This is a genomic window from Microbacterium sp. Root553, from assembly GCF_001426995.1.
Classification (GTDB): domain Bacteria; phylum Actinomycetota; class Actinomycetes; order Actinomycetales; family Microbacteriaceae; genus Microbacterium.
Genome location: NZ_LMFY01000001.1, coordinates 742,853 through 756,210, shown reverse-complemented (window position 1 = coordinate 756,210; position 13,358 = coordinate 742,853). Strand labels below are relative to the sequence as shown.

12 protein-coding genes are annotated in these 13,358 nt (G+C 69.1%); 6 read left to right on the top strand and 6 right to left on the bottom strand.

Annotated features, from left to right (window positions below; genetic code table 11):
- Position 1 precedes the first annotated feature (1 nt).
- Together ASD43_RS03355 and ASD43_RS03350 are read right to left on the bottom strand one after the other, a co-directional pair.
- A complete protein-coding gene (locus tag ASD43_RS03355; protein WP_056413560.1) occupies positions 2 to 1,009 on the bottom strand; it encodes a LacI family DNA-binding transcriptional regulator in 1,008 nt (335 codons plus the stop codon).
- An 89-nt stretch (positions 1,010 to 1,098) separates the two neighbouring features.
- Positions 1,099 to 2,760 carry a glycoside hydrolase family 13 protein gene (locus tag ASD43_RS03350; RefSeq protein ID WP_056413557.1) on the bottom strand — a complete coding sequence of 554 codons (1,662 nt, stop codon included), beginning with the start codon at positions 2,758 to 2,760 and terminating at the stop codon, positions 1,099 to 1,101.
- Positions 2,761 to 3,128: 368 nt separating this feature from the next.
- Between ASD43_RS03350 and ASD43_RS03345 the strand changes: the two genes are divergently transcribed.
- Positions 3,129 to 4,394 carry a hypothetical protein gene (locus tag ASD43_RS03345; protein WP_056413554.1) on the top strand — a complete coding sequence of 422 codons (1,266 nt, stop codon included), beginning with the start codon at positions 3,129 to 3,131 and terminating at the stop codon, positions 4,392 to 4,394.
- A 416-nt stretch (positions 4,395 to 4,810) separates the two neighbouring features.
- Here ASD43_RS03345 and purQ read toward each other — a convergent pair whose 3' ends face one another.
- From purQ to ASD43_RS03330, 3 genes are all read right to left on the bottom strand, one after another.
- Positions 4,811 to 5,518, bottom strand: coding sequence for a phosphoribosylformylglycinamidine synthase subunit PurQ (gene purQ / locus ASD43_RS03340; RefSeq protein WP_056413551.1), 708 nt, complete (start codon positions 5,516 to 5,518; stop codon positions 4,811 to 4,813).
- The gene (gene purS / locus ASD43_RS03335) at positions 5,515 to 5,763 is read right to left on the bottom strand and encodes a phosphoribosylformylglycinamidine synthase subunit PurS (RefSeq protein ID WP_056413548.1); all 249 of its coding nucleotides are present in this window, start codon (positions 5,761 to 5,763) and stop codon (positions 5,515 to 5,517) included. Before purS ends, purQ begins: the two co-directional genes overlap by 4 nt.
- 80 nt (positions 5,764 to 5,843) lie before the next feature.
- Positions 5,844 to 6,374: an adenine phosphoribosyltransferase gene (locus ASD43_RS03330; protein ID WP_056413546.1), complete on the bottom strand. Its 531-nt coding sequence runs from the start codon at positions 6,372 to 6,374 to the stop codon at positions 5,844 to 5,846.
- A gap of 243 nt (positions 6,375 to 6,617) precedes the next feature.
- Here ASD43_RS03330 and ASD43_RS03325 point away from each other — a divergent pair, with 243 nt between their 5' ends.
- The 5 genes from ASD43_RS03325 to ASD43_RS03305 all read left to right on the top strand — a co-directional run bounded on the left by ASD43_RS03325 (position 6,618) and on the right by ASD43_RS03305 (position 12,450).
- Complete coding sequence (locus ASD43_RS03325; RefSeq protein ID WP_056413543.1) at positions 6,618 to 7,934, top strand: ABC transporter substrate-binding protein; 1,317 nt, start codon at positions 6,618 to 6,620, stop codon at positions 7,932 to 7,934.
- A gap of 100 nt (positions 7,935 to 8,034) precedes the next feature.
- On the top strand, positions 8,035 to 9,075 hold the full coding sequence (locus tag ASD43_RS03320; RefSeq protein WP_056413540.1) for a carbohydrate ABC transporter permease: 1,041 nt from the start codon (positions 8,035 to 8,037) through the stop codon (positions 9,073 to 9,075).
- Positions 9,072 to 9,962, top strand: a complete 891-nt coding sequence (locus ASD43_RS03315) for a carbohydrate ABC transporter permease (protein ID WP_056413537.1) — start codon at positions 9,072 to 9,074, stop codon at positions 9,960 to 9,962. The genes ASD43_RS03320 and ASD43_RS03315 overlap by 4 nt, the downstream gene beginning before the upstream one ends.
- The gene (locus ASD43_RS03310; RefSeq protein WP_056413535.1) at positions 9,959 to 11,398 is read left to right on the top strand and encodes a GH1 family beta-glucosidase; all 1,440 of its coding nucleotides are present in this window, start codon (positions 9,959 to 9,961) and stop codon (positions 11,396 to 11,398) included. Before ASD43_RS03315 ends, ASD43_RS03310 begins: the two co-directional genes overlap by 4 nt.
- 56 nt (positions 11,399 to 11,454) lie before the next feature.
- Positions 11,455 to 12,450 carry a LacI family DNA-binding transcriptional regulator gene (locus tag ASD43_RS03305; protein ID WP_056413533.1) on the top strand — a complete coding sequence of 332 codons (996 nt, stop codon included), beginning with the start codon at positions 11,455 to 11,457 and terminating at the stop codon, positions 12,448 to 12,450.
- Between the two features lie 93 nt (positions 12,451 to 12,543).
- Here the strand turns inward: ASD43_RS03305 and ASD43_RS03300 are convergent, their stop codons facing one another.
- Complete coding sequence (locus tag ASD43_RS03300; RefSeq protein WP_162247483.1) at positions 12,544 to 13,308, bottom strand: DUF1266 domain-containing protein; 765 nt, start codon at positions 13,306 to 13,308, stop codon at positions 12,544 to 12,546.
- Between the last annotated feature and the right edge of the window lie 50 nt (positions 13,309 to 13,358).

Below are 13,358 nucleotides of genomic sequence, written 5' to 3'. Positions count from 1 at the left end.
CTCACACGAGTCGCGCTGTCGTGCCTCGCACGTTCAACTCGAAGGGGAGCGCCGCGGGGATGCCGGCGGCCTCGCCCTCGGTGAGCTTGGCGAGCACGGCGTCCGCCGCCCGCTCGCCCTGGCCCAGGGGGAACTGGTCGACGGTCGTCAGGCGGAAGAACTCGCCGAGCTCGTGCCCGTCGATCCCGACCACCGAGAGGTCTTCGGGCACGGCGAAGCCCAGGTCGCGTGCCGCGAGGATCGCGCCGACCGCCATCTCGTCGGATGCGGCGAACACCGCGGTGGGGCGCGGACCCGGGCGACCGAGCAGCTGCTTCGCGGCGCGGTAGCCGCCCTCGACGGTGAAGTCGGCAGGTTCGAGGAAGGCCGGATTCAGCGGGATGCCGGCCTTCGCCAACGCCTTCTCGAAACCCAGTCGACGGTTCGTGGGGATGTGGAAGTCGAGGTCGAACTCGGGGTTCGCGCCGATGTGCGCGATGTCGCGGTGACCGAGAGCGATCAGGTGCTCGGTCGCGAGCTGTGCGACGGCCACATCGTCGACGGTCAGGGTGTCGAGCTGGGAGTTCGGACCGCCGATGACGATCACCGGCAGCCCCAGATCGAGCAGGTGCTGCGTCTCGTCGTCGTCGAGCTCGATCGACACGGCGATCACCGCATCCACCCGCTGGCGGCGCAGGAACGTGTCGAACACGTGCCGGCGCACATCCTCGTCGGCGGTGATGTTGTAGAGCGTGATGTCGTAGCCCTCGCGCATCAGCGCGGCCGAGACCCCCGAGAGCACGGTGCTGAAGAACCAGCGGTCGAGGAAGGGCACGATGACCCCGATGTTGCGCGTGCGCCCGGATGCCAGACTCGAGGCGCGCGACGAGACGACGTAGCCGAGCGCCGAGGCGGCCTCCTGCACGCGCAGGCGTGCCGACTCCGACACGTGCCCGCGGCCGCTCAGGGCGCGCGAGACCGTGGCCGTCGAGACACCGGCGAGCCGGGCGACCTCATCGATGCTCGTCATGGGGTTCCTCTCCGAGCCGTTCCTGTCGCCGCTCGCGCAGCTGGGCGATGCCGGGGCCGTGCGAAACGGCGACAGGGCGGGATGCCGTGTTACGCCGTGGTGTACCAGACGGCCGTGTCGACCGGCACGGATCCACCGTCGAACGGCTGGCTCTGCAGGAGCACGAAGGCATCGGCCGGCAGCGGGATCGGCTCGGTGCCCAGGTTCGCGAGCACGTGCACGGTGCCGCGGCGGAAGGCCACGGCATCCGCTCCTGCGTCTTCCCAGACGAGGGATCCGCTGCCGAAGCCGTACTCGCGGCGTCCGGCGAGCAGGCGCTTGTAGAGCGCGAGCGTGGAGGCGGGATCGACCTCTTCCACGTCGCGCGAATACGTGGCCCAGTCGGCCGGCTGCGGCAGCCACGAGGCGCCGGTCTCGTTGAAGCCGAAGGCCGGGGCCTGCGCCTCCCACGGCAGCGGCACGCGGCATCCGTCGCGTCCGTACCGTTCGCCGTTCGTCCGGAACCAGGTCGGGTCCTGACGGAACGCGTCGGGGATCTCCATCGCCTCCGGCAGGCCCAGCTCTTCACCCTGGTAGAGGTAGGCAGAGCCCGGCAGCGCGAGCATCACGGTCGTCGCCGCCCTGGCGCGGGCGAGCCCGATGGCGGTGTCGGGCTTGTGCGGGGTGTTCGGGCCGATGCCCTCGCCCTGCGGGTTGTCGTCGGTGAGCGCGAGGCGTGAGGCGTGACGCACCACGTCGTGGTTCGACAGCACCCAGGTGCTGGGGGCGCCGACCGCGCCGAAGGCGTCGAGCGATTCGCGGATGACGTCGCCGAGCGCCTTCGCGTCCCACTCCGTCATCAGGTACGGGAAGTTGAACGTCTGGTGCATCTCGTCGGGGCGCACCCACAGCGCGGTCTGCGTCAGCGTGGGCATCCACGCTTCGCCGCAGAGGGCGCGGTCGCCGTCGTACTCCGCGAGCACCCGGTGCCAGTCGCGGTAGATCTCGTGCACGCCGTCCTGGCCCCAGTAGGGGACGTCGGCGTCGCCGCCGCCCATCGAGTCGGCGTCGGCCGGCGGGGTGTAGTCGGGGAGGCCGTCGGCCTTGATCATGCCGTGGGCCACGTCGACGCGGAAGCCGTCGACGCCGCGGTCGAGCCAGAAGCGCAGGATCGAACGGAACTCCTCGCGCACCTCTTCGTTGTTCCAGTCGAAGTCGGGCTGCGTGGGGTCGAAGATGTGCAGGTACCACTGGCCGGGGGTGCCGTCGGCCTCGGTCACGCGCTCCCACATGCCGCCGCCGAACACGGACTCCCAGTTGTTCGGGGGGAGTTCGCCGTTCTCGCCCTTGCCGTCACGGAAGATGTAGCGCGCGCGCTCGGGGCTGCCCGGGGCCGCCCTCAGCGCCTCCTGGAACCATGCGTGCTGGGCCGACGAGTGGTTCGGGACCAGGTCGACGACGACGCGGATGCCGCGGGTGTGCGCCTCGTTCAGCATCGTGTCGAAGTCGTCGAGCGTGCCGAACAGGGGGTCGACGTCGCGGTAGTCGGCGACGTCGTAGCCGGCGTCGCGCTGCGGGCTCGTCATGAACGGGCTCAGCCAGATCGCGTCGACGCCGAGCTCCTTCAGGGAGTCGAGTCGGCTGGTGATGCCGGGCAGGTCGCCGATGCCGTCGCCCGAGGCGTCGGCGAACGAACGGGGGTAGATCTGGTAGATGACCGCGCTGCGCCACCACTCGGAACCGGGGGCTGCGATCTGCTCAAGCTGTGCCATGTCCTCAGAGTAGTGCAAACGCTTACAGCTATGCCAGGACTGAGATCGAATCGATTCGGTACGGGGGTCGGGAGGGGGTCTGGGCGCTCGGCATCCGTGCCCCGTACCGTCTGCAGGACCCGGGCACGGATGCAGGGACGAGTGACGGTTTTCGCCCCTGCATCCGTGCCCCGATCCTGCACGCGGACGGTCCCGGCCGAGGTCGCGACGACATGGCTCGGAAAAGTGACGCGACACGCCGATGAGGCGAGAATTTGGCCTTTCGTCCACTTTCTTGCGTCTCACTGATATGCGAGCATTTTCAGTGTGACCTCCTGGTCGCCTGCGGGGCCCGCATTCGGACCGCTGTTCCGACCGAGGGAGTCACGATGCACGGGTCGTTGCGCCGGCCGGCGAGACGCACGGTCTCGACCGTTCTCGTCGCCGCCGTCGTGCTGGCGGGTGCCGTGTCCGCGGCCATCGGCTCTTCCGCCGAGGCGGAACCGTCGACCGACGCGGGAACACCCGACCCCACTCTCTCGGTCTCGCTCGCCTACGAGTTCCTCGACGCACGCGTCGACCAGTTCTGCGACGGCGAGGGCCGCTGTCTTCCACGGAGCTACGAGGGCGGATTCTTCACCGACCTGCCGACCTGGGACTTCACCCCCTCGTTCGTCTACGACGACGCACTCGTGGTGATCGCGTACACCGCTCGCGGCCTGCCCGACGACATCCGCCGCGCACAGGCGGTCGGCGACGCGCTGCTGTTCGTGCAGGAGAACGACCCCATCGGCGACGGGCGTACCAGGGCCTCGTACGAGCCCCACGGCATCCGGCAGGGGCGGGTCGAGATCACCGGCCCCGGCTCCTTCACCGGCAACCAGGCGTGGGTGGGCATGGCCCTGACCCGACTGTTCCACGCGACCGGCGAGCAGAGGTATCTCGACGGGGCGCTGCGCACCGCGCAGTGGATCCAGACGAACACCGCCGACATGGTGCGCGCACCCTACGGGTACACCGGCGGCCAGCTCGAGGACGGCACCTCGCTCGAGTGGAAGTCCACCGAGCACAACAGCGACATCGCGGGATTCTTCACCCAGCTCGCGGACCTCTCGGGCGACCGGATCTGGGCGGACCGTGCGGCGGTCGCGGCCGACTTCGTGGCGGCCATGCAGAGCGCCGACGGTCATGTCGACACCGGGACGCTGCTCGATGGGAGCACCGTGAACACGCGGCCTGTGCCACTCGACTCGCAGACGTGGACCTCGCTCGCGACCGGTGATGCCCGCTACGACACGGCCGTGGACTGGGCCCTCGCGAACCTCGTCGCCACCGACGGCCAATACCAGGGCCCCTCGATCAGCGACAGCGACGTGTCGAAGGTGTGGTTCGAGGGCAGCGGGCATCTGGCGCTCGCCCTCAAGCTGCGCGGCGCAGACGGCGACGCCGCGCGGGCCGAGGCGCTGCTCGACAGCATCCGCCTCGGGCAGCGAGACGCCGAGAACGGCGACGGCAAGGGCATCGTCGCGACATCCACCGACGGCCTCGACTCGGGCTTCGGGGATCTCTACTACGCGAGCCTGCACACCGGAGCGACCGCCTGGTACCTGCTCGCTGCCGCCGGCGACAACCCGTTCGCGCTGCCCACGCCCTGACCCGTGCGCGTCGCGTCGCGCCTCACGGCATCGCCCGCGCCTGTCCCGATCGGTGCGGGGTCAGTTCCGCACCCTCGGGTCGCTGCGGGGTCGAAATCGCACCGCCTACGTGGTGCGGGGTCGATTTCCCATCGGATTCGGGCGATTCGGATGCGGAATTGACCCCGCGCGCGTACCCGGATGCCGAACTGACCCCGCCCGGGCGCGGATGCCGAACTGACCCCGCCTGAGTGCCCGGGTGCGGGGTCGAAATCGCATCGGATTCAGGCACTTCGGATGCCCAATTGACCCCGCCTGCGTGCCCGGATGCGAAACTGACCCCGCCTGAGTGCCCGGATGCCGAACTGGCCCCGCCTGCGCAGGGCCCGGATGCCGAAACTGACCCCGCCTGCGCAGGGCGCGCGTGCGTCTGCGGCTCAGGCGGCGACGCGGGCGACCGCGGCGATCGCGCTCGCGAAGAAGTCGACTCCGTCGATGCCGGAGCGCATGGCCACCGAGGTGTCGGGGCCGAAGCCCGCCTCGGTCGCATGCTCGGGGTGAGGCATGAGTCCGACGACGTTGCCCGCCTCGTTGGTGAGTCCGGCGATGTCGCGCAGCGAGCCGTTCGGGTTCACGCCTGCGTAGCGGAAGGCCACGAGCCCCTCGCCCTCGATGCGGTCGAGTGTCTCGTCGTCGGCGATGTATCCGCCGTCGGCGTTCTTGAGCGGGATGACGATCTCCTGGCCGGTGCGGAACCGGTTGGTCCAGGCCGTGTCGGAGTTCTCGACCGTGAGCTTCTGGTCGCGACGCACGAAGTGCTGGTGGTCGTTGCGGATCAGGCCGCCGGGCAGCAGGTGCGCCTCGACGAGCATCTGGAAGCCGTTGCAGATGCCGAGCACGGGCAAGCCCTTGGCGGCGGCGTCCTTCACCTCGGACATGATCGGCGACAGGGCCGCGATCGCTCCGGCGCGCAGGTAGTCGCCGTAGCTGAAGCCGCCGGGGAGGACGAGCGCGTCCACGCCCTCGAGGTCGTGCGAACCGTGCCACAGGGCGACGGGCTCTGCGCCCGCGATGCGGACCGCGCGCTGTGCGTCGCGATCGTCGAGCGAGCCCGGGAAGGTGACGACCCCGATGCGGACGGTCACTCGGTGACCTCGATGCCGACCACGTCCTCGATCACGGAGTTGGAGAGCACCTCGTCGGCGATGCGGCGGGCCTCGGCGAGCACCTCGTCGGTGACCTCGCCTTCGACGGTGAGTTCGAAGCGCTTGCCGATGCGGACATCGGAGAACCCCGTGACGCCCAGGCGGGCGAAGGCGCCGGAGACGGCCTTCCCCTGCGGGTCGAGCAGTTCGGGCTTGGGCATGACGTCGACGACGATGGTGGGCATGAACGGCTCCGGAAGTCGCGGGCGGACGGGCGCGTCCAGTCTACCGGCTCGCGACTCGCCCGATTCCCTGGGGTCGGCCCTCAGGCGTGGAACACGGTGTGCAGATCGCCGATGGCGGCGCGCCCACCCAGTCCGTCGATCTCGAACAGCACCGAGATGCCGACCACATGGCTGCCCAGGCGTTCGACGAGCTGGCGTCCGGCCGCGAGGGTGCCTCCCGTGGCGAGGACGTCGTCGATGAGCAGCACGCGGGATCCGGCGGGCAGATCGTCGTGCATCTCGATCGTCGCGGTGCCGTACTCGAGGGCGTAGTCGACGGATGCCGCGGGGCGGGGCAGCTTGCCCGCCTTGCGGATCGGGATGAGTCCCACACCCGCTGCGATCGCCGCAGCTCCGGCGAGGATGAACCCCCGTGCCTCGATGCCGGCGACGACGTCGAACTGCCCGGCGAACGGGGCGATGATCGCCTCGGTCGTGGCCTGCAGTGCCTCGGCGTCGGCGAGCAGCGGCGTGATGTCGCGGAAGATGATCCCCGCCTCCGGGTAGTCCGGGATGCTGCGGATCAGCGATGCGGCGCGGACGAGAGCGGGGGAGAGTTCGGTGTCGGGCACTGGACAAGGGTACGCCGCGTTCACAACTCAGCAGAATCAGGCCGGACTCGGCGACGACGGCGACGAGCGGGCACATTTGCAGCATTCGTGCTGAATCATGGACGCGACGAGCGGGGCTTGACTTTCGTGGGAGCGCTCCCATAGAGTCGCTCATCAAGCGTGGGAGCGCTCCCACGAACGTGAGCGCCCCACCATCGCACCACCTGCACCCCCCCTGCACGACCCACCACAAAGGAGTGAACTGTGAACACACGTGCCCGCACCCGGATCCTGACGGCGGCAGCCGCAGCATCCGTCGCCGCCCTCGCACTCGCCGGCTGCGCCCCCGCTGACGGGAACGGAGGCGACGGTGCCGCGAGCGACGCGGACGTCACCCTGACCGTCACGACCTTCGGCACCTTCGGCTACGAAGACCTCTACGACGAATACGAGAAGGCGCACCCGAACGTCACGATCGAGGCGAACAACATCGACACCGGCGGAAACGCCCGCACCGACGCCTTCACCAAGATCGCCGCCGGATCCGGACTCAGCGACGTCGTCGCGATCGAAGAGGGCTGGCTCGGCGCCATCATGGACGTCTCCGACACCTTCGTCGACCTGCGCGACTTCGGCATCGAGGACCGCAAGGCCGACTGGGTCGACTGGAAGTACGCGCAGGGCACGGATGCCGACGGTCGCGTGATCGGCTACGGCACCGACATCGGCCCGAGCGGCATCTGCTTCAACGGCCCCGCTCTCGAGGCGGCGGGACTCCCCAGCGACCGCGAGGGCGTCGCCGAACTGCTCGACGGCGATTGGGAGAACTTCTTCACGGTCGGCGCCGACTACACGGCAAAGACCGGGAAGGCCTGGTATGACCACTCCGGATTCGTCTGGAACGCCATGGTCAACCAGCTCGACGAGGGGTACTACACCGCTGACGGAAAGCTGAACGTCGAGGGCAACGACGAGCTCGAGGAGCGCTTCGCGCTGCTCGGTGCGGCCACCGAGGGCGGCCAGTCCGCCGCTCAGAAGGCCTGGGACTGGAACGGCGGAAAGTCGTTCGTCGACGGCACCTTCGCGGTGTTCGTGTGCCCCGGCTGGATGCTGGGCAACGTCAAGGGCTCCGTCGAGGCCGGTGGCGGCGACGCCGAGACCGGCTGGGACTTCGCCGACGTGTTCCCCGGAGGAGCCGCCAACTGGGGTGGCGCGTTCCTGTCGATCCCGGAGAGCTCGAAGCACCAGGAGGCGGCCGCGGAGCTCGCCGACTGGCTGACGCAGCCCGAGCAGCAGGTGAAGCAGTCCGCGGCGGCGGGCAACTTCCCCTCGACGCTGAAGGCACAGGAGACGCTCGCCGCGGAGGCGACGCCGAACCCGTTCTTCAACGACGCTCCGACCGGTGCGATCCTCGCCGAGCGCGCCAAGGGCGTGGTCGCGCAGTTCAAGGGCGCCGAGGACTCGGTCATCCAGGAGAACGTCTTCGGACCCGCTCTGAAGAGCCTCGATCTCGGTGAGGTCGACACGAAGGGCGCGTGGGACAAGGCGCTGGGGCTGCTGAACGACCTGGTCACCCAGTGATCCACGGGGCGTCTCGTGTCGTTCGGCGGCGCCGAGCGGCACGAGACGCCCCTCCATCCACACGCTCAGGGACCCAGGTTCCGGAAACCAGGAAACTCTCATGACCCTCACTGAAGAGCGCCGGTCGACGGCATCCGCTCCGCAGCAGAAGACGGATGCCGCGTCGAAGCGCCCCTGGCGTCACCGCGTCTCACGGTTCGATCAGCGCGCGTCCCCGTACTTCTACATCTCCCCGTTCTTCCTGCTCTTCGGGCTGGTCGGACTCTTCCCGCTGCTCTACACGATCTGGGTCGCCGTCCACGACTGGAACCTGCTCAAAGGGCAGGGCGACTTCGTCGGCGTGGGCAACTTCGCCAAGATCCTCGGCGACGGGATGTTCTGGAACTCGATCTTCAACACCCTGAGCATCTTCCTGCTCTCCGCGATCCCGCAGCTCACGGTCGCCCTGTTCATCGCCTACCTGCTGGACCGAGGTCTGCGCACGCCGACGTTCTGGCGCATGAGCGTCCTCATCCCCTTCGTGGTCACGCCCGTCGCGGTCGCGCTCATCTTCTCGAGCATCTTCAACGAGGCCGACGGGCTGGCCAACAACCTCCTGAACCTCGTCGGGATCGCCGACCAGCAGTGGAAGGAGGACACCGCGCTCTCGCACATCGCGATCGCGGTGATGGTGAACTTCCGATGGACCGGGTACAACGCGCTGATCCTGCTCGCCGCCATGCAGTCGGTGCCGCGTGAGCTCTACGAATCCGCCGCCATCGACGGCGCGGGATCCGCGCGACGCTTCTTCTCGATCACGATCCCGACGATCCGTCCGACCCTGATCTTCGTGATCATCACCTCGACGATCGGCGGTCTGCAGATCTTCGCCGAACCGAAACTGTTCGACGTCTCCACCGCAGGTGGCATCGGCGGCAGCGACAGGCAGTTCCAGACGACGGTCCTCTTCCTCTGGGAGCTGGCGTTCTTCCGCCTCGACCTGGGCAAGGCCTCCGCCGTCGCGATCCTCCTGTTCCTGCTCATCGTGGGATTCGGGCTGCTGAACTTCGCGATCTCCCGCAGGATCTCCACCGGAGACGACCGCCGCAACCGCGCCGCGCGCCGCCGCGTCCGCTCGACCGACAAGGAGGGGGCGCGATGACCGCCACCCAGGCACTCAGCGTGCCGGAGAAGATCCGCCGCCGCCGCGCCGTCGCGGGAGGAACCGCCGGCATCGGCAGCCGCCCCGGCTTCCTCACCTACGGCCTCCTCGCCGCCTTCATCATCGGCAGCGTCTACCCGCTCTGGTGGTCGCTCGTCGTCGCGAGCGGCACGAACTCGACCCGCGGCGAGACCCTGCCGCTGATTCCCGGCGGCAACTTCCTCGCGAACGCCGCCAATGTGTTCGACGCGATCCCGTTCTGGCTCGCGCTCGGCAACTCGTTCCTCATCTCGAGTGTGATCACGCTCTCGGTCGTGACGTTCTCGACCCTCGCGGGCTACGCATTCGCGAAGCTGCGGTTCAAGGGACGCGACGGACTGATGATCTTCGTGATCGCGACCATGGCGATCCCGACACAGCTGGGCATCATCCCGCTGTTCATGCTGATGCGCGAGCTGGGCTGGACCGGGTCGATCGGCGCGGTCATCGTCCCCACGCTCGTCACCGCCTTCGGTGTGTTCTTCATGAGGCAGTATCTGGTCGACGTCATCCCCGACGAGCTGATCGAGGCCGCACGCATGGACGGGGCGAACCAGTTCCGCACGTTCCTCACGGTCGCGATCCCGGCCGCGCGTCCGGCCATGGCGATCCTCGGTCTCTTCACCTTCATGACCGCGTGGACCGACTACCTGTGGCCGCTTATCGTGCTGTCGCCTTCGAACCCGACGCTGCAGACGGCCCTCAGCCAGCTGCAGTCGGGGTACTACATCGACTACTCCATCGTGCTCGCCGGTGCGGTGCTCGCGACCCTTCCGCTCCTGGTGCTCTTCGTGGTCGCCGGGCGGCAGCTGGTCAGTGGCATCATGGCGGGCGCGGTGAAAGGATGACCTCTGTGACCCGTGCCTTCCCCCAGAACTTCCTGTTCGGTGCCGCGACCGCGGCGTATCAGATCGAGGGGGCGGCGTTCGAGGACGGGCGCACCGCATCCATCTGGGACGCGTTCTGCCGTGTCCCCGGCGCGGTGATCGGCGGCGACGACGGCGATGTGGCGTGCGATCACTATCACCGGCATCCGCAGGACGTCGCGCTCATGAAGGACCTCGGGCTGCAGACCTATCGGTTCTCGACCTCGTGGTCTCGGGTGAGGCCCGACGGCGGAGCCGTGAACGCGAAGGGCGTCGACTTCTACGAGCGCCTCGTCGACGAGCTGCTCGCGAACGACATCCTGCCGTGGCTGACCCTGTACCACTGGGACATGCCGCAGGCGCTGCAGGACATCGGCGGCTGGACGAACCGCGACACGGTCTCGCGCTTCCTCGAGTACGCCGGAACCATGCACGACGCGCTGGGGGACCGGGTGAACGTGTGGACGACGCTCAACGAGCCGTGGTGCTCGTCGTTCCTCTCCTACACCGGCGGCGAGCATGCGCCGGGGCACACCAGCGTCGCCGAGGGGCTGCTCTCGGCCCACCACCTGCTGCTCGCCCACGGTGAGACCGTGCGCGAGCTGCGCGGTCGCGACGCGAGCCTGAACCTCGGGATCACCCTCAACCACACGGTCGCCGACCCGGCAGACCCGACGAACCCTGCCGACGTCGACGCCGCCCGGCGCGTCGACGGACAGTTCAACCGCTGGTTCCTCGATCCGATCTACCGCGGGGAGTACCCGGCGGACATCGTCGAGGACATCCGGGTCGTGGACCCCGAGGCGGTGGCGCGGTTCCACGAGGCCGTGCGCGACGGCGACCTGGCCACGATCGCGCAGCGCATCGACACGCAGGGCGTCAACTACTATCACGGCGACCTTCTCGCAGGAGAGGCTCCTGAACGTGCCGCCGTCGAGAGCGTGCCCGACACCGGGCGCGCTGTGCGCAGCCCGTACCCGTCGTTCGAGCGCATCCACGCCGTCGAGCGCGGTCTGCCGCGCACGGCCCAGAACTGGGAGGTGCAGCCCGAGGGGCTCACCCGACTCCTGCAGCGGATCTGGAGCGAGTACGCGGAGCCTGCGGGTGTCGTGCTCTCCCTGACCGAGAACGGCGCCGCGTACGACGATGTCGCCGTGGTCGCCGACGGCGAGACCCGTGTGCACGACGACGACCGCACCGAGTTCCTGCGACTGCACCTCGCGGCGGTGCTCGACGCGGTCGACGCCGGAGTCGATGTGCGCGGATACTTCTACTGGTCGCTGTTCGACAACTTCGAGTGGGCCTGGGGATACGACAAGCGGTTCGGCATCGTGCGGGTCGACTACGACACCCAGGAGCGCAGCGTGAAGGACTCCGGGCGGGAGTACGCTCGCATCATCGCCGCTCGCGCTCTCTGACGCCGGTCGGCGGAGTTCGGGAGCATCCGGCGTCGCCGCCGGCAGAGGGGAGAGTCGTGTCGTCACGAGCGACCATCGAAGAGGTGGCATCGACCGCCGGGGTGTCCCGGTCGACCGTGTCGCGTGTCGTCAACGGGTCGACGGCGGTCAGCCCCGAGGCACTGCTCGCCGTGCAGCGGGCGATCCAGGAGCTCAGTTATGTACCCAACCGCGCGGCGCGCTCCCTGGCGTCCAAGCAGACGCACGCGATCGCGCTGATCGTGCCGGAGGACACCACGCGCTTCTTCGGCGACCCGTTCTTCGCGGCGATCGTCGCGGGCATCACAGGCGCGCTGCGCGGCTCGGACTACCTGCTGAACCTCCTCATCGCGAGCGATGATCCGGGCGACAAGATGACCAGCTTCGTCCGCAACGGCGGCGTCGACGGCGCGCTCATCGTGTCGCATCACACGAGCGACGCGTTCATCGAGCGCGTCGCCGACGCCGTGCCCGTCGTCTGGGGCGGCCGTCCGGTGCGGCTGCGCGAGGGCGACTACGTGGTCGACGTCGACAACGTCGCCGGTGCGCGCGTCGCGACGAGGCACCTGGTCGACACCGGGCGCACCCGGATCGCGACGATCTCCGGTCCGATCACCATGGTCTCCTCCGCCGACCGCGTGCAGGGCTTCCGCAGTGCGCTGGCCGATGCGGGACTCGTCCCGTTCGCCGAAGAGGCCGGCGACTACAGCGAGGCGAGCGGAGCGGATGCAGCGCGCCGCATCCTCGCCGTCGGGCGCCCCGACGCGATCTTCGTCGCCAGCGACCTCATGGCCCGCGGAGCGCTGACCGCGCTGCGGGCGGCCGGCATCCGCGTGCCCGAGGACGTCGCCCTCGTCGGCTTCGACGACTCCTCGGTCGCGGTGAGCACCGACCCGCCTCTGACGACCATGCGTCAGCCCATGTACGCACAGGGCGAGGCGATGGCAGGGGTCCTGCTGTCCCGACTCGCCGGCAGCGATCCGGCGCACACGACGATCCTGCCGACCGAGCTGGTCGTCCGCGCCTCGTCCTGACGACCGACGCCCCGGCGTGCGCCCGGTCGTGCTCCGACACGGATGCGGACCCGACGCCCCTCCGGCAGGGTCCGCATCCGTGAGTCTGTGTCGTCAGCCGGTTCGCCGCGAGGTCGAGAGGTGCTGGGTCGTCCCCCAGGGGAGCGCTGCCCACGGACCGCGACGGCTGCTCAGAGCCGTCTTGAGGTCGCGCCAGCCGTCGCCGAACTTCGCGATCGCACTCTCGTCGACCGTGCCGTCGCTCCAGTGCATGACGCGTCCGGCGAGGTAGCTCAGGCCGAAGTCCGCCCACGACTCGAACGAGGGTCTGGCCTCCGTGCTGATGCGATGGATGATCTGACGCGCCTCGGAGACGTCGGCGTAACCGAGCGCGACACCCCAGGTCGTCATCGCGACGGCCTGACCCAGCGCGTAGCCGTCGAGGGTGCGCACGAACAGATCGGGGGCGATCAGGTCCTCTCCCACCGATCTGCGCAGTTCGCGCTCGATCAGCTCGACACCCGCCACGAAGGGACGCGCATCGCTCACGTCACCGCCCTCGTGGTCGATTCCGGCCAGCCATTCCTGTGTCCGTGGCGGACGCCCGAGGGCGGCCGCCCGCTGGTTGCGCGCCGACAGGTGGAGCATCCACGCATGTCGGCGGCGCCGCTCGATGCTCAGGAAGTCGATCATGCTGAGCCAGTCCGCGCGAGAGCCGACGTCCCATTGCTCGACGATCATCGCCCGCTCCACCGCTCCGAGGCCGGGAGCGGTCGGGTCGTTCCATGGGCCGGACGGCAGGGTGCAGATCTGCAGCAGACCCATCGCGATCCCCTCGGCGTCGGTGCCGGTCGTGGAGTAGCGGGGCGAGGCGTTCATGGTGATCGCTGGGGCGATCCGCAACGGGGGCATTACACTCCTCACTGTGC